We start from the raw sequence: 20,674 nt of genomic DNA, 5'->3' as shown, positions 1-20,674 counted from the left end.
AAATTCTTTTATACAGAAGCAACTTCGTCTGCATTATACCATTTGTTTTGAACTTTAAGGATTTGTTCTAATAAATCGCGAACGCAACCTCGACCACCATTTTCTGGGGAAATATATTCGGCTACTTTGCGTACATCCATGCAAGCATCATTTGGACAAGTAGGTAATCCGACCAAATTCATAACAGCAATATCTGGATAATCATCCCCCATATAAGCGATTTCATCAGGATCTAAACCATAAGAAAAAAGTAAATCTTCAAAAGCTTCTACTTTATCGCGTTTGTTGATATAAATATCTGTTAAACCTAAATATTTTAGACGACTTACAACAGCTTCATCTCTTCCTCCTGTGATTACAGCGATTCTTATACCTTGTTTTATTGCTAATTGCATGGCATAACCATCGCGCGTATTCATTGATCTCACCATTTCTCCAGTTGGTAATAAAATTAAATTTCCATCTGTCAAAACTCCATCTACATCTAAAATAACAGTTTTTATGTTATTTAGTTTTTCTTTATAACTTATCATTTTTCGTAAACTCTTTTGATTGAATCTGTCAATATTTGGTAAATCTGCAATAACCTAGATTCATCTTGTAATGCTTCTAAATGGCGATCGATAATCTTTTGATCTCCTCGTCTTGCAGGACCAGTTTGTGCATCTTTCGGACTCATTTCGATCACCTTATTTGCTGTTTCCTGAATAAGAGGTAACAAAATATCAAACGGAAGATTATTCTGCTCACAAATATTTCCTGCGATATAATATAAATGATTAACAAAATTATTTGCCCAAACACCTGTCATATGCACTTGCATTCTTCCTTCAAAATTAAGCTCATGAACTTCATTAGAAATACGATTTGCTAATTCATTTAATTTTTTTAAATCTTCCGGATTTTCAGCTTCGATAAAAAATGGAATATTATCATAGCGCATCGTTCTGTCTTTCGAAAAAGTTTGCAAAGGATAAAAAACACCTTTTCTATAATCTCCTTTTAGAACAGACATTGGCGATGAACCAGATGTATGCACAACTAAAACATCATCATATGGGATATAATGAGAAAATTCTTCGATGCCAGAATCTGCACTTGCAATAATATAAATATCTGCTTTTTCTATTTCAGAAATTTTATCTGTGTACGAGATTCTATTCGCGTCGCCAATTTCTCTCGCGTGTTCTAATGTTCTATTAAATATTTGTCGAACATTGCAAGTGTTTTCGATTAATGCACGAGTTAAATGAAAAGCTACATTTCCCGCACCTAATATGACAATTGAACTCAATGTTTTAGCAATTTTTTGATTAATATTTTTCGAATCATAAAAATAGGTTTTTCAATTGAAGAAATAAAATTTTAAAAAAAATAAAAATTGTTGTAACATTTTTTAAACAAATACGTCTTATTAAGAAAATAACCCTTGATTATGTTTATGTATTATGTAAAACATAGTACTATGTGAAAAATACTAATTATGAAATTAAACAAATTTACTTTAGCAATTCTATTCTCTGTCTGTTCTATTTATGGATTAGCACAAGAGCAACATCCTGTGAAAGGAAAAATTGAAAATGCAAAAAACGAAGCAATCGGAATGGCTTCCATTCAAATTTACAAGGCAGATTCAAAAGAAATTTTAGACGAAATCTATGCAAATGAAGATGGAACATTCGAAATTCCAGATTTGGAAGACGGAAGTTATCGTTTAGTTATTACAGAATTTGGTTATGAAGAATCTGTAACGAATGTAGAAGTAAAAGGAGGTGAACTAAATTTAGGTAACATCGTTTTACAAACCTTAAAAACAGAAACAGTTGAGTTGAAAGGAGCTTTTGTTCGTGCTCAAACATCGCAATATCGCAATGAAATTGACAAACGTGTTGTAGAAGTTGGAAACGATTTAGTATCTGCTGGATCTGATGCTGCTTCAGTTTTGAACAATATTCCTTCTGTCAATGTAGATCAGCAATCTGGTGCTTTATCATTAAGAGGAAATGAGAATGTGAAAGTTTTTGTAGATGGTAAACCTTCTTCTCAATCGGCTGCGCAATTATTAAAACAAATTCCTTCGAATCAAATTCAACGAATCGAGATTATTACAAATCCTTCTGCTAAATACGAAGCTGACGGAAATTCTGGGATTATTAATATCGTTTTAGTGAAAGGAACTAAAAAAGGATATAATATTGGATTAATCACAGGTTATGAGCAAGGTAAAAAAAGTCGTTTTAATTCTTCACTAAATACGAATGTTAATGTAGGAAAGTTCAATTTATTTGGAAATATAAATTACGCTGATCGCCCTTCAAAACAACATGGAATTGGGCAAAATTTTGATAATAAAATTGATCAATTATTCGACATCCAAAATACTAAAAATAGAAATTTATCTTACAAAGCAGGATTCGACTGGTTTATTAATGACAAAAATGCTTTAACAATTTATACAAATCAGTGGGATGGAAAGCATGAAGCATTTATTAATACAACCATTTTAAAAACGGATATCAACAAATTAAATAAAAATGATATTTGGTCCGATACAAAAAGTTCTGATTATAGCTTAAACTATAAGTTAGATTTTAATAAAAAAGATCATAATCTTGTTTTGGATGCATTTTATTCGATAAACAAAGAGAACGATGATAGAGATTATACGAATACATATCTTAATGATGAATTTTACAAAGAATTTCGTTACAATAAGACGCAAACAACTCGTATTAATTTAGATTATACAAATCAAATAGAAAATGCAGGGAAATTAGAAGCTGGCGTTCAATTTCGTAAAGAATCGAATGATAATGATATGGATTCTACGAAAGAATTAACAAATTTAGCAAATGGAAATACATTCAATCCATCAGTAGATTTTCAGTTCGATCGTTCATTTTATTCAGCTTACACAAATTACAAACAGAAGTTTGATAAGTTTGGAGCGCAAGTTGGATTACGTTTAGAACATGTTAAAGACAATGCAGATTGGTTTTATTCACCAAATGAAGCAGGAAATTTGAAAAAAGATTATACAGATTTGTTTCCTTCTGCTTTCTTAACGTATGATTTGACAGAAAAAACACAATTATCATTAAATTATAGTAGAAGAATTAATCGTCCAGGTATTTATCAATTAACACCAGTTCCACAATTTTCAACAGCATTAATGTCGAGCGAAGGAAATCCAAATCTTCGTCCAGAATATACAGATTCTTATGAAATTGGTTACTTAAAACAATTGACAAAAGGTTCTCTTTCTGCTAATTTATTTTATAGAAGTGTAAAAGATAATATCATTCAATCATTCAGAAAAGATGAAGATCTTGAGTCAGCAATTATTCAGTACAATTTGAATTATGATAAAGTAAACAAATTTGGAGCTGAAGCAAGTTGGAATTATAAATTAGCCAAATGGATGAATGTCTATTTAGCTGGAGATTTCACTTCTTCTGAGATGCAAAATGATCATAAGAAAATTACAGCAAATACGTTTTCTGCTCGTATGAATAATACCTATTATTTATCTAAAAAATTAAGTGTTCAACAATTCGGATTCTTCAGAAGTAGAGCTAAATTTTTGCAAGGAGAAATGTTAGAAATGTGGCGAATGGATTTAGGTTTACGTTACACTTTTATGGATGGAAAAGCGTCTTTATCAGCTCGTGTAAATGATATATTCAAAACAATGCGTGCAAGAGTTCATATGGATGATCCTTATTATGGATATGCAAACTTCAATTGGGAATCTCAAACAGCTTATTTAGGATTTACTTATAATTTCGGAGGAAAAGTAAAATCAAGAGCAGAAGTTCAGCAAAATAAAACCGAGCAAAACGGAGGAGGAATAGGATTACAATAAAGATATATTCTCCATTTACTTAAATATTTTTAAAACAAAAGATTCTTAAGACATGGTTTTACTAATTTATAAAATTACATAATCCATGTCTTATAATTTTTAAAAGATTTAGAGAATAATAAAAAGCTCAAGTTGTTACTTGAGCTTTTTATTATTTATCTTTTTCTTCGTCTTTAATTTCTGTCAAACTATTTTTCTGATTTTTTTGACGTTCTTTTTCTTCGTCAGACAATTTATCTTCAAGATTTTTTTTCACATCATCTAACATTTCTTTGAATTTTTCTGGTTGCATCATGTAATATTGATAGCTCTCAGAAAATTGATGAAACGTAATATCATAACTTTTCATAATATCTACAGCATCTTTTGCTAGATCAATACTTAGATCTTGTTGTTGAGTAGGAAACATTTGTAATCCTTGCTGACTAATATATAAATCTGTAAGAATATCAATCATTTCAGACTTACTGATAAGATCTTTTGGTTTGTCGTAATTTTTTGGTGCACAACTAAAAATACTCAAAAAGATCAGGGATAAGAAAATTAATTTTTTCATAGTTTACCAAATATATTTCTTATTCGTAATGAAATTACACCAAAAACAGCTTCCCCAATAATATCAGAGCTAATTTTTGATTCGCCTAGAGTTCTATCTGTAAAAATAATTGGGACTTCTTTTAATTTAAATTTTTTAATCCACGTTTTGTATTTCATCTCAATTTGAAATCCATAACCTTTGAATTGTATTTTGTCTAAATCTAGCGTTCTTAAAACTTTTGCTCTATAACCAACAAAACCGGCTGTTGCATCGTGAACTGGTAATCTTGTGATAATGCGAACATATTTTGATGCAAAATAAGACAATAAGACTCTGTTCATTGGCCAATTCACAACATTTACACCATTTGAATAACGCGATCCAATTGCTAAATCTGCTCCTTCCTCTAAGGCATTATATAAGCGAGGTAAATCATTAGGATTGTGGGAAAAATCTGCATCCATTTCGAAAATAAATTCGTAATTATTGGCTAAAGCCCACTTAAAACCATGCACATAAGCTCTTCCTAATCCATCTTTGGTTGTACGAATTTCTAAATTCAAACGACCATTAAATTCGGGAATCAATCGTTTTACAATGTCATTCGTTCCGTCCGGAGAACTATCATCAACAATAAGCACATCAAATGCTCCGTCCGCAGCTAAAGCTGCACGAATAATGGCTTCTATGTTTTCTTTTTCGTTGTAGGTCGGGATAATAACTAATTTGTCCGACATAAATATAATTTTGTGGGCATAAAGATAGTTATAAGATTGTTAGTGTTTTGTATTTTTGAAAAAATTATGAAAACAGACGATTTAATTTCGATAGGAAAAAATACGCTTGGCAATGATACTGTACTTATTGCGTTGATGGTGTGTTTGTTGTTGGTTTGTGCAGCAAAATACTTGTTTGCAAAAAATTTCAAAACGCTTAATAATAAAACCGAATACATGAGTTTTACAGATGATAATACCATGTTATTTAGTTTTATTGTTAATGGAGTTACAGTTTTGTTGATCAGTTTGTTGTTGGTTTCTTACTTTGATATTACGTACAGTCACATTCCAAATTTTAGATTTTATTATCTGTCACGAGTCGGAATTACCTTTTCTGTTATTAGTTTGATTATGCTTTTTAGACTAATGATTGAGGTGACTTTTTATCGAGTTTTTTACGAATCTAGCTCAGTTTCATATTTTATGAAAAGTTCAAGTTTTGTCAATGCTAAAAATGTTTTGCTCTTACTTCTTATTTGTTTTTTATTTTTTTACACACAAATCAATAAAGATTATTTAATGATAATTGGATTTATTCTATTGTTTTTGAATAGAATATTCGAAATTTATCATATATACTCAAAACAAATAAGTAACAATAAATCAGTTTGGTATTATAATATTTTGTACCTTTGCACCCTAGAAATTTTACCTATATTGGTTTTAGCAAAACTATTAATTATAGGTAAAGTAATCTAAAATTACTATGAAAGTTAAATCAATATTAGTATCTCAACCTAAGCCTCAGGCAGAAAACTCGCCATACTACGAGATTGAAAAAAGAAATAAAATCAAAATTGATTTTAGACCATTTATCCAAGTTGTCGGAATAGACGCTAAAGAAGTAAGACAACAAAAAATAGACTTTAGCAAAGTAACTGCTGTAATTTTTACAAGTAGGAACGCTATAGATCATTTCTTCCGTTTGGCAGAAGAAATGCGCTTTACTGTTCCTGATTCTATGAAATATTTCTGCGAATCAGAAGCAATTGCATTCTACTTACAAAAATATATCGTTTACAGAAAACGTAAGATTTATATTGGAGAAAAGGTTTTTGCTGATATGGTGCCATTATTCAAAAAGCACAAAGACGAAAACTTTTTGTTACCAGCATCTGATGTATTGAAACCAAATGTTCCTGCCCTATTAGATAGTTTAGGATTAACTTGGCAAAAAGCAACATTGTTTAGAACTGTATCCAGTGATTTATCTGATTTATCTGATGTGAAATATGATGTTTTGGTATTCTTTACACCTTCAGGAATTAAGTCATTATTTGAAAATTTTCCTGATTTCGTACAAGAAAAAACAAGAATTGCCGTTTTCGGAAAATCAACAGTAGATCAAGCAAAAGAGATGGGATTACGTGTAGACATTGAGGTGCCAACACCACAAACGCCTTCAATGACAATGGCGTTGGATAAATACGTGAAAGAAGCAAATAAATCAAAATAATATTCGCTTTACCTTTCTCTCTAATTAAAAAATATGTAAATTAAAGAGATGGAAAAAAAATGGGAAATAAAAGAACAGCCCAATACTGAAATTGTTAAGGATTTAAGAGAATCGCTTAATATTTCTGAGGTGCTTGCTATTTTATTAGCCCAACGTGGAATTACGAATTTTGCTCAAGCCAAATCGTATTTTAATCCATCTTTGGACGAATTGCATGATCCCTTTTTGATGAAAGGAATGTCTGATGCGGTTTCACGTATTAAAAATGCAATTGATGACGAAGAAAATATCTTAATATTTGGAGACTACGATGTAGATGGAACGACAGCCGTAACATTATTTTACGAATTTCTGACTTCTATCTACTCGAAAGTCTCTTATTATATTCCAGACCGAAATAACGAAGGTTATGGAATTTCTCAACAAAGTATAGATTTTGCTTTGCAAAATAATATTTCACTTGTAATCGTTTTAGATTGTGGGATAAAAGCGCACGAAGAAATAAAATATGCACAATCAAAAGGTATAGATTATATTATTTGTGATCATCATTTACCAGATCGTTCTGTTCCAAAAGCATACGCTGTTTTAGATCCAAAACAAAAAGGTTGTCGTTATCCTTACAAAGATTTAAGCGGTTGTGGAGTTGGATTTAAATTGGCGCAAGCTTATACAGAAAAATTTAATCTTCCTAAAGAAAATCTTTTACCACTTTTAGATTTAGTTGCAGTAAGTATTGCGGCTGATATTGTGCCAATTACTGGAGAAAACCGTGTGTTGGCTTATGCTGGTTTGAAACGATTGAATTCTGAACCGCGCTTGGCTTTTCAACAATTAATTCCTACGAATATTAAAAATAATGTCAATATTTCGAATGTTGTTTTTTCTATTGCACCAAAAATTAATGCTGCAGGACGTATAAAACATGGTTCGGAAGCTGTTCGTTTTATGTTGAGTACAGATGAAGAAGATTGTCGTAAATATTTAAGTGATATTAATTCATTAAATAACGAACGCAAGACATTGGATATTGATATGACGCATGATGCACTTTTGCAATTAAATCAAATTAATACCAATGAAAAATATTCGACAATTGTTTATGATTCATCTTGGAACAAAGGTGTAATTGGGATTGTAGCTTCTCGTTTAGTTGATTTATATTACAAACCAACTATTGTTTTTACGAAGAATAATGAAGGAGAAATAGTAGGTTCTGCACGTTCTATTCAAGAGTTTGATATACATTCGGCAATCGAAAAAAACAAAGATTTGTTAACACAGTTTGGCGGACATATGGCTGCAGCTGGTTTGGCATTGAAAGAAGAGAATTTCGAAGAATTTAAGTTCAGATTTGATGAAACGGTGAAAGAAATGTCAAATGGAAAACATTTTACACCATCTATTTTGATTGATAAAGAGATTTCTTTTAATGATATGACGCGTTCCTTTTTGGAATCGGTGATGAGAATGGCTCCATTTGGACCAAATAATATGAATCCTGTTTTTGTATCAAGAGATTTATTAGCAACCGATTTCCGATTAGTTGGTAAAGAGCATGCGCGCTTATATGTACATCAACGTGATACGCGAATTACTTTTCCTGCAATTGGATTTAAGTTAGGTAAATTTGGATCAAAATTAGAAAAAGGAAAATCATTTGATATGGTTTATACAATTGGTATGAACTATTGGCAAGGAAAAGGAACTTGGCAATTGAATATCAAAGATATTTCTTTTAACGATTAATGATTTCCTTCTACAATTAACACCATTTCACCTTTCAAGTTTCTTTTTTCTGCTATTTCTGCTAATTCTGTTAATGTTCCGCGTAAAGTTTCTTCAAATTTTTTCGAAATTTCGCGAGATAAACTTGCTTTACGTTCAGCACCAAAAGTTTCGGCTAAATCTTTTAATGTTCGTCCAATTTTATGTGGAGATTCGTAAAAAATCATTGTTTTCTTCTCTTCAATTAATGAATCTAATTTAGTTTTTCGTCCCTTTTTCACAGGTAAAAATCCAACAAAAGTAAATTCATTATTTGGTAATCCAGAAACAACTAATGCAGGAACAAATGCTGTTGCGCCAGGTAAACATTCAATTGTAATATTGTTTGCAACACATTCTTTTGCTAATAAATAACCAGGATCAGAAATCCCTGGAGTTCCGGCATCTGTAATAATCGAAATGATTTGACCATCTTTTAACTGACGAATAATATCCTCTGTTGCTTGATGTTCATTGTGCATGTGATAACTACGCATTGGAGTAGAAATTTCGAAATGTTTCAGTAAAATACCACTATTTCGCGTGTCTTCTGCCAAAATAACATCTGATTCTTTTAGCACATCAACCGCTCTAAATGTCATATCACCCAAATTTCCGATTGGCGTCGGAACCAAATATAATTTTCCACTCATGTGACAAAGTTAAGAAGTAATTTGATTAGTCCTAAAATATATTAACAGGACAAAAAAATATTTAAGTTCGAAAAAATATATTTTATTGATATCTTATTTGTAAAGTTTCGATTAATGAAGGAAACATTTAATTATTAAAACTTAATAAACACTTTGTTGAATCTTTTATTCTATTCAAACACTTGTTTATTAAGTTTTACTATTTAGAAGTTCTTATTCATTCTTTTAATCATAAATAAGATATGATGTAAAATTATTGAAGGGAGAAAAAAAAATTAATAAAGAAAGGCACTCTATAGAGTGCCTTTCTTTATTATGCTAAATTCAATTTAAGGAATTGCAATACCAGGATAATTTCCTGGGTAAACATGTCTTAAAGTTGAACCATATTTTTGATTGATTGCATCAACAAACATATTTGCTACAATGGCATATCCAGTTCCTGTTAAATGAACACCATCTAAAGAAAATGCTCCTCCTGAAATAAATGCTGTTGTATAAGTTTGTCCGTAATATTTCATTCCAGATTGAGAACTTAATTTTTTCATTTCAGAATATGTATCTACTAATGCTAAGTTATAAGCCGTTGCTAATTCAGCAATTGCAGCATTATATTTAACCACTGCAGCTTCTGCTTTTGCAGTTTCTTTTTCTGTTAATACATAATTATCAGCCAAAGGGTAACTAACACCAACTACTGATAACTGACCAGCTTTTTCTTTAGTTAATCCCATTTGCATTAATTGGGATACTCTATTTGTATCAACTTTTCCGATTACAGCAGAAGAAGGTAAAACCAATAAATCTTTTGCGGTTGCTTGACGTGCTTGCCCGTAAGTCAATCCCAATAAAGTCGCTTCACCTACATTATATCCTAACTTAACTAATGCAGCTGTAATAATTGTTGATAAATCTGCTAAATCTTTATCTTTTATTACAACAGCACTTGCAGCAGTTTTTGAAAAAGAAATTTTTCTTTCTGGAGTTCCTACTACATCAAATATTTGATTTAATCCTGCAAAAGTTTTATTTAATTCCTCAATCATTGGTCCAAAGCTAGGATTTGCTGGTGATAAGGGTGCGTAAGGGACTGTTGTGAAATATGGAATAGATGTAACAGAAGGAATATTTGCGATAACTCCTTTCGGTTTATTAGCTGAAGAAGTTAAAGCTTTTAATCCTAAATTAATAAAATTCTTTACCACATTAACATTCGAAATATCATATCCTTTGCTATTATAAGTTTTTGGATCAATATTATTTGTCTCATTATGATCTACACCTAAACCTCCACTAATTGCATAACCTAAAACGTCATTATTTCCAATCCAATAAGAGAAAAATGTTGGTTCTTGAGCTACTGCATCTGCAACAACAGAAGTTGAAGGGCTACTTGCAAAACGTACAAAATATGGATTTGCCGTTGCAGGATTTGTATCTAATCCTGCTCTATTACCATAACCTGGTGCTAATAAATGATAAGATTTAGCTCCTGGAACTCCCATATTTTGAAACTTTCCTTTATCAGCTAATAAATCTAACGCTGCTCCTGGAGCACTTGGAACAGGAGATAAAGATCCATTAACCAACTGTAAAGTTAGTTTTCCATTAAAATCTGGTATACCAATAAATCCTCCAATATCATTTGGCATATAAGGAGTTTTAAATTCTCCTCCACCCGCAGGTTTCATCAATCCAGCTAAAATATTTGGATATGAATTTTCTTGTCCCGAACGATACAATGCATTATCTCTATAACCAGAAGTTAATGAATTTCCTAATGCAATATATTTTTGAAAGTTTGCTTCACCAGATGTTACTTTAATATCTTCAATAGGATTATCAAAATCCTGATCACAGCTAAACATTGTAGCTGCTAAAGCAACTAATACTATTTTATTTAAATGTTTCATGTTTTAGTGTTATTTAAGGTTATACGTTAATCCTAAACCAAAGTTAATTGCACGCATCTTAACATCTCCTGAGAAATTTTGCTCAATATTGTCAATATGTCTCTCGTCTCCTTGTACATAAGATCCAAATAAATCTAAGTAAAATCCATTATTAAATTTAAATCCTAAACCTGCTGAAACAGAGTTTAAATTAGAACTTGGTGTTTCTGAAGACCAGTATGCTCCAGGAACAGGAGATTTATCGTGATAATAACCTACACGTCCAACAACCATTTCACTAAATGTATACTCAGCTCCAAAACGGAACAATGTATTGTCTTTCCAGTTTTTTGTAGAAGACGATGTGTAAAAAGTATTAGAAGCATCATTATATAAATTAATATCTAAACTTTTGTAACGAGTCCAGTTTTGCCAAACAATATCCCCGAAAAGTTCTAATTGTGGTAAAACCTTATATGACATTCCAAATGTAAATTCTGATGGCAAAGGCAATACAGTATTCCATTTATCAGTATTAAACGGCACATTAGAAGCTATTCCTGAAGGAACGTTTGTCCATGTAACATCTCCTTTGTTTGCAGAAGCATCAATGTTCGAACGATAAGCTAATCCTACACCGAATTTATCTGTTGGTTTAAACATTGCTCCAACATTAAATCCTAAACCATGCGCGTCCTTGTCTTCTAATTTTAATTTAATGTCATTACCTGCAACAGTTTGTACTTTTTCCAATTTAGCTGTTCCATGCGTATAAATAAAACCTACACCCAAACTAAACCAATCTGAAAAACGATAAGCTACAGTTGGCTGAATATTAAAAGCTTTTAAATCAATATGTGTAATATTAGATTTGTTTTGCCAATCTTCTGGCCAAGTTACTGAACTTCCAAAAGGTGTCGTTACACTTACTCCTATTGCTAAATCATCAGTAGGTTTATAACTAACAGCAAAATACATTGGTGTTCCTAACTTACTATCTGATTCTGCTTTTTGTAATGTAGTTGGGTCTTGCCATTTCACATCAGTTTTCACACCGAAACCTCCAACAGCAATACTTAATTTACTATCCACAAAAGCCAATCCCGCAGGATTGTAAAACGCAACACTCGCATCACGAGTTTGCGTTGCAGAAGTTCCTCCCAAAGCAGCTTGGCGAACTCCTTGTAAAGCTACACGGTAACCTCCTGCAAAAGCAGATGAAGATAAGCCGATTAGCGCTAATGTCAAGAAAATTTTCTTCATATTTTTTGTTCGTTTTAATAATTCTGTTTAAACAAAAATAACATAATTTTATAATAATGTTATGTTAACATAATAAATTTTAAAAAAATCTTTATTATTAAGACTTTAATCAAAAATAATAATCGTGTAAAATGTACACTATTGATAAATATTTTTAAGTTTTTCTGATATAATATATCCTTCAGACCAACAAGCTTGGAAATTGAATCCTCCTGTGATTGCATCAATATTTAAAACTTCTCCTGCAAAAAATAACTGAGGTAGTTTTTTTGATTGCATTGTATGAAAGTCGATTTCTTTTAAATCTATACCTCCTGCAGTTACGAATTCATCCTTGAATGTACTTTTCCCATTCACTTGATATTTGCTTTGCGTCAATTCAATTGCAATTGATTCAATATGTTTCTTGGATAAATCTGCATAAACCTTATTTTCATCAACCTTGCAATAGTTTAGGATACTATGCCAAAATCTTTTAGGAAAATCAAACGGATTATTCTTGTGTATATTTTTTTTCGCGTCAATTTGTTTTTTATTATTCAGAAATGAAATCACTTCATCTTTAGATTGATTAATGAAATTAATTTCTACGTCGAATTTATAATTACTTTCGTTTAGCTTTAAAGCTCCCCAAGCTGATAATCTCAAAATTGCAGGACCGCTAAATCCCCAATGTGTAATTAACAATGGACCTTCTGCATCTAATTTTTGTTGGGCAATTTTAACTTCTGCATTTTCGAAAGAAATCCCCATCAATCCTTCTATTCTAGGATCTTTACAATTAAAAGTAAATAAAGATGGAACTGGTTGAACTATTTTCAACCCAAGTTCTTTTAGATTTTTCCAAAATTTCGGAGTACTTCCTGTTGTGATGATTACAGTTTCAAAAAAATGTTTTCCCGATTTTGTAAGTAATTCATAACCTCCATCAACCTTATTGATTTCTTGTACACCATCAGAAAAATTAAGTTGAACTTTGTTTTTATCAACTGCTTTTGTTAAAGCTTCAATAATAGAAAGCGATGAATCGCTCACGGGAAAAATACGATTATCATCTTCTATCTTTAGCTCAACGCCTCGTTCCTCAAACCAAGCCATTGTATCTCCTGGTTGAAAAGTATAAAAAACACTTAATAGCTCTTTTTTTCCTCTCGGATAATATTCAATTAAATCAAGTGGATCAAAACAAGCATGAGTTACATTACATCTTCCTCCTCCCGAAATACGTACTTTCTGAAGTGGTAAATTTGCTTGTTCAAATAATACAGTTTGTTGTCCTACAGTTTTTCCAAGGTTTGCTGCAACGAAGTATCCTGCAGCGCCACCTCCTACAATGGCTATTTTCTTCACGAGGCAAAGTTAAAATTTTATTTTTAACAAAAATTTCAATAAAAAAAGAACATGTAAAAACATGCTCTTTTATGCTTTTTGTTCATGAAAAACGAACAAAGGTGTAATATTTTTATTGGCAATTTTTTTTGTAAATCCTGGTGAAAATATTTTATCAAAAAATCCTTTATTTCGACTAACAACCGTTAATAAATCAATTTCTTTTTCGTTGATAAAATCTAATACAGCATCTACTGGATCTGAATTATCATAGATTTCGAAAACAACAGGATCGTTAGCAAATTCATTTTGCCATTCTTTTAAAGCTTGTTCATTATATTTTCCATTTTTTGAAACATGCATACAATGTATTTTTCCATGATGTCGATTTGCAATTTCAACCAAATACTTTAATGCATCTTTATCCTTCTGATCAAAAACGGTTGTAAAACCTATATTTTTAAATCCTTTGAACGACATTCCATGTGGTATACTCAAGATTGGAATTTTCATCGAAGTAATTGCATTGATTGTATTTGAGCCGAAAAACATTTTTTCAATTCCTGAATTTCCATCCGTCCCCATTACTACATAATCTATCTTCTCTTCGTTTATAATCTCTCGTAATATGTACAACAGATTCCCTTCTTCTAGAATAAATTTAATTGGAATTTCATTTAAACCATTTTCGTCTGCTATTTGTCTTAATTGAGGGATATTATCTTTAAAACTGTCAAAACTTCCTAATTCTACCGTTTCATATACATTCTGAATTAACCCCGCGCTCAAACTTCCAGTGATCAATGGCAATTCGTAAACATGTAGAACAAAAACTTGCGCATCTATACTTTTTGCAAGATTTAATGCATATAAAAAAGCATTATTGGCTGTTTCTGAAAAGTCTGTTGGAAACAATATTTTTTTCATAATTCTGTGTTTTGTACTCAAAAGTTACGAATAATTTTATTTCTATATGAAAAAAGCTCAATCTATTTAATCATAGATTGAGCTTTATATATTGAGTATAATTTAACGTTATTCATGAAAAACCAATAAAGGTACTTCGTTTTGTGAAAGAATTTTCTTTGTGAAACTAGGAGAGAATAATTTTTCGAAGAAACCTTTGTTGCGACTAACAACTGTTAACAAATCAATTTTTTCATCTTTTATAAATTCTAAAACCGCATCTACAGATTCCTCAGCTGTATAAATAGAAAAATCGATTGGCTCATCTTTAAAATATTCTTTCCAATGATTAAGCGTTGGAATATCATAATTTCCATCTTTTGAAACATGTAAACAATGCACTTTTGCTTTATAACGATAAGCTATTTCAGCCAAATAATCTAAAGCTTTGCGGTCCTTGTCTTGAAAAACAGTTGTAAAACCTATACTATGAATTCCTTTGTATTTATATCCATTTGGAACACTTAAAACTGGAATTTTTAAATGTTTGATTGCATTCATGGTATTAGATCCAAAAATCACTTTATCAAATCCTGTATTTCCTGTAGTTCCCATTACTACAAAATCTACTTTTTCTTCTTCGATAAACGTTGGCAAAACAAAAGAAAGCATTCCCTCCTTAACAATAAATTTCAAATCGATGTTCGAAAAACCATTTTCCTCAGCTAATTTTCTTAAAAAAGGTATATGATCTTTTAAATTTTCAAAATTATTTAATTCTATCGTATCGTACACATTTTGTAAAATACCTGCATCAATTCCTCCACTTATCATTGGATATTGAAAAGCATGCAAAACATATAATTCTGCATTCTGATTTTCAGCTAAATTTAATGCATACAAAAACGCGTTATTAGCAGTTTCTGAAAAGTCTGTTGGAAATAATATTTTTTTCATAATTTGTCTGTTTAATAGCTCATTAAATATACAAATTATAAAAACTATAAATTTTAATTTGATGTTAAATATTATTGTGTTTTTTTATTTAATATCATTAAAAATATTAATGATTTTGTTATAAATACTAATCCGTAACTTTGTGTTCAAATAAATTCTCAATTCATGAATAATAAATATTTTCAGAAAACCATTGTTCGTTGGTCAGATCTGGATGCAAATCGCCATTTAGCAAATGCCTCGTATATGAATTTTACAAGTTTTGCACGAATCGCATTTTTGCGAGATTATGGTATTTCGATGAAAAATTTAGCGGAATATGGAATTGGTCCAGCAATTTTGCATGAACAGTTTTCATTCTTTAAAGAAGCAATGGAAGGTGAAGAAATTTACATTTCAGTAGAAATAGGCGGTATGTCTGAAGATGGAATGATTTATCAATTTATTCATAATTTATATAACCAAGATGGTGTACATCTTTGTCATTCGGAATTGACAGGTGTTTGGTTTTCGATGTCGAAAAGAAAAATGCAAGCTCCACCTACAGAAATGTTAGAAAATATTAAGAAATCATTTGAAGGGCAAACAGTAAAAGTAATGTCAAAACAAGATATTATCAATTTACCTTTTCGTTCAGAAAATATAGATCCTTCAATTTTTACTCAAAAATAAACTCATGCTAGAAGATAAAAACGTTTCAAAAACAAGTTTAGCCGAAATAGGCGAATTTGGCTTAATCAATCAAATCAAAGAAGGTTTTCCGATCAAGTTAGAAAGTTCTATCAAAGGAATTGGAGATGATGCTGCTGTTCTTGATTATAAAAAAGAGAAAATCGTCGTATCAACTGATATGTTGGTAGAAGGTGTAAATTTCAGTTGGTCGTACATGCCTTTACGCCATTTGGGTTACAAAGCTGTTGTAACGGCAATTAGCGATATTTTGGCGATGAATGCAATTCCTAAACAATTATTGGTTTCAATGGCAATTTCGAATCGTTTTACAATAGAAGCTGTAGACGAAATTTACAACGGAATGAAATATGCTTGCGACAAATATAATATTGATATTGTTGGTGGCGATACAACTTCTTCTGTTAGCGGACTTGTGTTAAGCATGACAGCAATTGGTTCTGCTCCAGAAAAAGATTTAGCTTACAGAAATGGCGCAAAAGAAAATGACTTAGTTGTTCTTTCTGGTGATTTAGGAGCTTCTTTTCTTGGTTTACAAGTTCTAGAACGCGAAGCACAAGTATCAAAAGTAAATCCTAATAATCAACCCGATTTTGAAAACTATTCTTATTTAATTGAACGACAATTAAAACCAGAAGCTCGTTTGGATATTATTAATATTTTGAAAGAATTGAAAGTGAAACCAACTTCTATGATTGATATTTCGGATGGATTATCTTCAGAAATTATTCACCTTTCAAAAGAAAGTGGTGTTGGAATTAATATTTACGAAGAAAAAATTCCGTTAGATTCAATTGTTATTCGCACAGCCGAAGAATTCAAAATCAATCCAATCACATGCGCATTAAGCGGTGGAGAAGATTATGAATTATTATTTACGATTGACCAAAAAGATTTTGAAAAAATCAAAGGAAATCCACATTTAACTGTAATTGGTTATGTAACTGGTAAAAATGAAGAAAATTACTTAATCACGCGTGGAAGCGAACAAATGGTTCCATTAACTGCTCAAGGTTGGGGAATTAAAACGGAAGAAGAAGATTAAATATAAATTAATTTATAATATCAAAAGCATTCAAGAAATTGGATGCTTTTTTGGTTGAAATAAGTTGTATTTTAGATTATTATTAAAAGTATGACTAGAAAATTTTCAATAAAAAATACGCTTTCCTTAACAGGAATTGTTTTGATAGCTTTATCACTCATAATGTTTATTTATGCAATCAGTATGTTTACTGCAAGAGGAAATTTCAGTAAGCTCTCTGTGAAAATTTCTGAAATATGTCTCGTCTTTTGGTTTCCAACTTTAATTATTGGTGTCATTATTTTAATACTTACTGCAGTATTAAAAAACTATAAAAACAAAAAAAGCTCGAACCAATAAGTTCGAGCTTTTTTATATTGTTAGCGTTTTCGCTGTCGATATATCAATTAAGATAATGGTTCAACTGAAACGTAAGATCTATCGTTACGTTTTTTAGTGAAAACAACTTTTCCGTCAACTAAAGCGAATAATGTGTGATCTTTACCGATTCCTACATTATCACCAGGATGATGTTGAGTACCTCTTTGACGAACAATAATGTTACCAGCGATTGCTGCTTGTCCACCAAAAATTTTAACACCTAAACGTTTCGAATGTGATTCACGACCATTTTTCGAACTTCCGACCCCTTTCTTATGTGCCATTTCGTTTTGTTTTTAAGAGTTAATAATTAATCTCAGCTCAATCTTATCCGATTGAAGCTACTTCAATTTTAGTGAATTGTTGACGATGACCGTTAGACTTTTGGTAACCTTTTCTTCTTTTCTTTTTGAAAACGATTACTTTGTCTCCTTTCACGTGTTCAACGATTTTAGCTACTACGGTAACTCCGTCTATAACTGGGGCGCCGACAGTGATTGTTCCGTTATCTGTTAATAAAACACGATCGAATTTTACTTCGTCTCCTGCTTCACCAGCTAAACGGTTTACAAACAATTGTTGGTCTTTTTCAACTTTGTATTGAAGCCCTGCTATCTCTACAATTGCGTACATAAATTAATGTTTATAAATAAAAATTGAGTGCAAAGATAATTAAAATTTTGGATTATTCTACTTGAATTGATTGAAATTTAATTAGAAAGAAAAAATATTATGACATATCTTCTATTTGGATTAATTAAAAATAAATATCTTTGCGTTTGAGATAATTCAAAGACAAATTGTTAAAATGATTGAAAATTATTCTTTAAAGGATTTAAAAATTGGTGAACAAGCAGTTGTAGTTGGTTTTACGACCGATGATATTCCTGCTAAGTTCTATGAAATGGGTTTTATTCCTGGTACAAATTTACTTGTTAAAAACAAAGCTCCTTTTGGAGGCCCGATCTGCATCAGTATTGTATCGAACAAATCTGTTTTAGCACTTAGAAGAAATGAAGCTGATAAAATCTTGATAACAAAAAAATAATAATGAATCATTATAAAATTGCCTTAATTGGTAACCCTAATGTTGGTAAAACATCATTATTCAATAAACTTACAAATCTTCGTCAGAAAGTCGGGAATTATCCTGGTGTAACGGTAGAAAAACGTGAAGGAAAAATAGAACGTAATGGAAATAAATTCCTAATTACCGATTTTCCAGGAACCTATACGATTTATCCAAGCTCTTTAGATGAAGAAATTGTCTACAAAACTTTAGGAAATAAAGACAATAAATATTATCCAGATTTAGCTGTTGTTATTGGTGAACCTTCTAATCTGAAAAGATCGATTTTGTTGTATCAACAAGTTCGAGATTTAGATGTTCCTGCAATTTTTGTCATCAACATGAAAGATGAGATCAAAAGTAAGGGACTTAATATTGATTTGAAAAAGTTAGAAGATTATCTTCAAACAAAAATATACTTAACAAATGCTCGTACAAGCGAAGGAATTGATAAATTAATAGAAGCCTTTACAAAAGAAGCTACAAAGTATACAAACAATTATGAAATCCCAAAAGAATATTCAGCTGTAGTAGAAAAAGTTAAGAATGAATTTCAGTTAAATTCAAATTATCAAGCTTGGCAATATCTTACTCAAAAAGAAGTTCCTTTCGAATCAAAAGAAAATCTAAGTAAATTAGAAACTATAAAGAAAGAAAATTCTATCGTTTCGAAAAGATTACAAGTTAAAGAAGCTTTAGATCGAAATAAACATTTAGACGATAAATTAAATGATATTATTTCTTATAATTTCGACGAAAAAGAAACATTAACAGATAAGATTGACAAAACATTAATTCATCCAGTTTTTGGATATGTTATTTTTTTAGGAATTTTATTATTAATCTTTCAAGCAGTTTATGCATGGTCAGCTCCTTTGATGACGATGATTGAGGATTTATTTGGTTGGTTTGATGAAAAAGCAATAAGCTTATTACCAGAAGGTCCGATTAGTGAAATAATTGGAGGCGCAATAATTCCCGGAATAGAAGGTATTGCCGTTTTTGTTCCACAAATTGCCATTTTGTTCTTGTTCATTTCCATAATGGAAGAAACAGGTTACATGAGCCGTGTTGTGTACTTAATGGACAGATGGCTAAAACCTTTCGGATTGAGTGGAAAAAGTGTTGTACCGCTTATTTCTGGTGCCGCTTGTGCAGTTCCAGCGATTATGTCTGCACGTAATATCGAGAATGATAAAGAACGTTTATTAACAATTCTTGTCACTCCTTTTATGACATGTTCAGCGCGTTTGCCCATTTATATCGTTCTGATTGCTTTGGTTATTCCAGATAAAACAATATTTGGTTTAAGTTATCAAGCCTTAGCCTTATTTGTAATGTACATTTTAGGTGTTGTCGGAGCTTTGGGAAGTGCTGTTATTTTGAATTTAATTATCAAAGCAAAACATAAAAGCTATCTTATTTTAGAAATGCCAACTTACAAACTTCCAGATTGGAAGAATGTAGGAATTAATGTTTGGAAAAAAACTTCAGGTTTTTTGATAGATGCAGGTAAAATTATATTTGCTATTTCTATTATTCTTTGGGTTTTAGGTACATTTGGACCTGGCGAAAAATTCGAAAATGCTGAAGAAATCGTTACTGCGCATCATCCAAAAATGAATGAAGAAGATTTAGAAAATGAAATCGCTTCTTACAAATTAGAACATTCATATTTAGGTCGATTAGGATCAGTTATAGAACCAGTTGTAGCACCTTTGGGATATGATTGGAAGATGGGAATTGGTTTAATCGCTTCGTTTGCTGCTCGTGAAGTTTTTGTTGGAACAATGTCTACCGTTTATAGTTTAGGAGAAGTAGATGTTGAAGACAATGGAGAAAAAGATCGTTTACTTCAGCGCATGAAATCTGAGATTAATCAAAACACCGGAGAACCCGCATACAATCTTGCCTCAGGAGTTTCTTTGTTACTTTTTTACGCTTTCGCAATGCAATGTATGAGTACAATTGCCATTGTAAAACGTGAAACAAATTCATGGAAATGGACATTAATTCAGACAGGATTTATGACAGGTTTGGCTTACGTAGTTGCATTTATTGCATATCATTTTTTAAAATAAAACTATGGACAATATCTGGGTACA

20 protein-coding genes are annotated in these 20,674 nt (G+C 31.0%); 8 read left to right on the top strand and 12 right to left on the bottom strand.

Annotation, left to right across the window (positions count from 1 at the left end; translation table 11 throughout):
• Window positions 1-8 precede the first annotated feature (8 nt).
• Together ACMHJW_RS07220 and ACMHJW_RS07215 are read right to left on the bottom strand one after the other, a co-directional pair.
• Window positions 9-533 carry a KdsC family phosphatase gene (locus tag ACMHJW_RS07220; RefSeq protein WP_413532736.1) on the bottom strand — a complete coding sequence of 175 codons (525 nt, stop codon included), beginning with the start codon at window positions 531-533 and terminating at the stop codon, window positions 9-11.
• Window positions 530-1,294, bottom strand: a complete 765-nt coding sequence (locus ACMHJW_RS07215; protein ID WP_413532735.1) for a Rossmann-like and DUF2520 domain-containing protein — start codon at window positions 1,292-1,294, stop codon at window positions 530-532. Before ACMHJW_RS07215 ends, ACMHJW_RS07220 begins: the two co-directional genes overlap by 4 nt.
• 189 nt (window positions 1,295-1,483) lie before the next feature.
• Here ACMHJW_RS07215 and ACMHJW_RS07210 point away from each other — a divergent pair, with 189 nt between their 5' ends.
• A complete protein-coding gene (locus ACMHJW_RS07210) occupies window positions 1,484-3,865 on the top strand; it encodes a TonB-dependent receptor domain-containing protein (protein WP_413532734.1) in 2,382 nt (793 codons plus the stop codon).
• A 151-nt stretch (window positions 3,866-4,016) separates the two neighbouring features.
• Here ACMHJW_RS07210 and ACMHJW_RS07205 read toward each other — a convergent pair whose 3' ends face one another.
• On the bottom strand, window positions 4,017-4,421 hold the full coding sequence (locus ACMHJW_RS07205) for a DUF4296 domain-containing protein (RefSeq protein WP_413532733.1): 405 nt from the start codon (window positions 4,419-4,421) through the stop codon (window positions 4,017-4,019).
• Window positions 4,418-5,140 carry a polyprenol monophosphomannose synthase gene (locus tag ACMHJW_RS07200; protein WP_413532732.1) on the bottom strand — a complete coding sequence of 241 codons (723 nt, stop codon included), beginning with the start codon at window positions 5,138-5,140 and terminating at the stop codon, window positions 4,418-4,420. Before ACMHJW_RS07200 ends, ACMHJW_RS07205 begins: the two co-directional genes overlap by 4 nt.
• Window positions 5,141-5,206: 66 nt before the next feature.
• On the opposite strand from ACMHJW_RS07200, the gene ACMHJW_RS07195 reads away from it, so the two are divergent.
• Genes ACMHJW_RS07195 through recJ form a run of 3 tightly spaced genes read left to right on the top strand, consistent with a single transcriptional unit; the run spans window position 5,207 to window position 8,387 of the window.
• Complete coding sequence (locus ACMHJW_RS07195; protein WP_413532731.1) at window positions 5,207-5,881, top strand: DUF4271 domain-containing protein; 675 nt, start codon at window positions 5,207-5,209, stop codon at window positions 5,879-5,881.
• A 7-nt stretch (window positions 5,882-5,888) separates the two neighbouring features.
• A complete protein-coding gene (locus ACMHJW_RS07190; protein ID WP_413532730.1) occupies window positions 5,889-6,638 on the top strand; it encodes a uroporphyrinogen-III synthase in 750 nt (249 codons plus the stop codon).
• Window positions 6,639-6,686: 48 nt separating this feature from the next.
• Entirely contained in the window at window positions 6,687-8,387 is a 1,701-nt protein-coding gene (recJ, locus tag ACMHJW_RS07185; RefSeq protein WP_413532729.1) for a single-stranded-DNA-specific exonuclease RecJ, read from the top strand.
• Here the strand turns inward: recJ and rsmI are convergent.
• From rsmI to ACMHJW_RS07155, 6 genes are all read right to left on the bottom strand, one after another.
• Window positions 8,384-9,058, bottom strand: coding sequence for a 16S rRNA (cytidine(1402)-2'-O)-methyltransferase (gene rsmI / locus ACMHJW_RS07180; RefSeq protein WP_413532728.1), 675 nt, complete (start codon window positions 9,056-9,058; stop codon window positions 8,384-8,386). The two genes, recJ and rsmI, sit on opposite strands and share 4 nt — an antisense overlap.
• 329 nt (window positions 9,059-9,387) lie before the next feature.
• The gene (locus tag ACMHJW_RS07175) at window positions 9,388-10,971 is read right to left on the bottom strand and encodes a G-D-S-L family lipolytic protein (protein ID WP_413532727.1); all 1,584 of its coding nucleotides are present in this window, start codon (window positions 10,969-10,971) and stop codon (window positions 9,388-9,390) included.
• Between the two features lie 9 nt (window positions 10,972-10,980).
• Entirely contained in the window at window positions 10,981-12,213 is a 1,233-nt protein-coding gene (locus ACMHJW_RS07170; RefSeq protein WP_413532726.1) for an OmpP1/FadL family transporter, read from the bottom strand.
• 138 nt (window positions 12,214-12,351) lie between these two features.
• Window positions 12,352-13,563, bottom strand: coding sequence for an NAD(P)/FAD-dependent oxidoreductase (locus tag ACMHJW_RS07165; RefSeq protein WP_413532725.1), 1,212 nt, complete (start codon window positions 13,561-13,563; stop codon window positions 12,352-12,354).
• A gap of 69 nt (window positions 13,564-13,632) precedes the next feature.
• The gene (locus ACMHJW_RS07160) at window positions 13,633-14,469 is read right to left on the bottom strand and encodes a universal stress protein (RefSeq protein ID WP_413532724.1); all 837 of its coding nucleotides are present in this window, start codon (window positions 14,467-14,469) and stop codon (window positions 13,633-13,635) included.
• Between the two features lie 108 nt (window positions 14,470-14,577).
• On the bottom strand, window positions 14,578-15,405 hold the full coding sequence (locus tag ACMHJW_RS07155; protein ID WP_413532723.1) for a universal stress protein: 828 nt from the start codon (window positions 15,403-15,405) through the stop codon (window positions 14,578-14,580).
• A gap of 165 nt (window positions 15,406-15,570) precedes the next feature.
• On the opposite strand from ACMHJW_RS07155, the gene ACMHJW_RS07150 reads away from it, so the two are divergent.
• Window positions 15,571-16,077, top strand: a complete 507-nt coding sequence (locus ACMHJW_RS07150) for an acyl-CoA thioesterase (protein ID WP_413532722.1) — start codon at window positions 15,571-15,573, stop codon at window positions 16,075-16,077.
• Window positions 16,078-16,081: 4 nt separating this feature from the next.
• Window positions 16,082-17,140 (top strand): thiamine-phosphate kinase, encoded by a 1,059-nt coding sequence (gene thiL, locus ACMHJW_RS07145; RefSeq protein ID WP_413532721.1) that lies wholly within the window; start codon window positions 16,082-16,084, stop codon window positions 17,138-17,140.
• Window positions 17,141-17,526: 386 nt separating this feature from the next.
• On the opposite strand, the gene rpmA is transcribed toward thiL, so the two are convergent.
• Together rpmA and rplU are read right to left on the bottom strand one after the other, a co-directional pair.
• Window positions 17,527-17,784, bottom strand: a complete 258-nt coding sequence (gene rpmA, locus ACMHJW_RS07140) for a 50S ribosomal protein L27 (protein ID WP_150431414.1) — start codon at window positions 17,782-17,784, stop codon at window positions 17,527-17,529.
• A 43-nt stretch (window positions 17,785-17,827) separates the two neighbouring features.
• Window positions 17,828-18,133: a 50S ribosomal protein L21 gene (gene rplU, locus ACMHJW_RS07135; RefSeq protein WP_038334878.1), complete on the bottom strand. Its 306-nt coding sequence runs from the start codon at window positions 18,131-18,133 to the stop codon at window positions 17,828-17,830.
• A gap of 175 nt (window positions 18,134-18,308) precedes the next feature.
• Between rplU and ACMHJW_RS07130 the strand changes: the two genes are divergently transcribed.
• Window positions 18,309-18,548, top strand: coding sequence for a FeoA family protein (locus tag ACMHJW_RS07130; protein WP_413532720.1), 240 nt, complete (start codon window positions 18,309-18,311; stop codon window positions 18,546-18,548).
• Window positions 18,549-18,550: 2 nt separating this feature from the next.
• Entirely contained in the window at window positions 18,551-20,650 is a 2,100-nt protein-coding gene (gene feoB / locus ACMHJW_RS07125) for a ferrous iron transport protein B (protein ID WP_413532719.1), read from the top strand.
• Window positions 20,651-20,674: the final 24 nt, after the last annotated feature.

It is taken from the genome of Empedobacter brevis (assembly GCF_965118635.1).
Lineage (GTDB): Bacteria > Bacteroidota > Bacteroidia > Flavobacteriales > Weeksellaceae > Empedobacter > Empedobacter brevis_A.
Note: the sequence above shows the minus strand (reverse complement) of the source record. Positions and strands in the feature narration are given on the sequence as shown.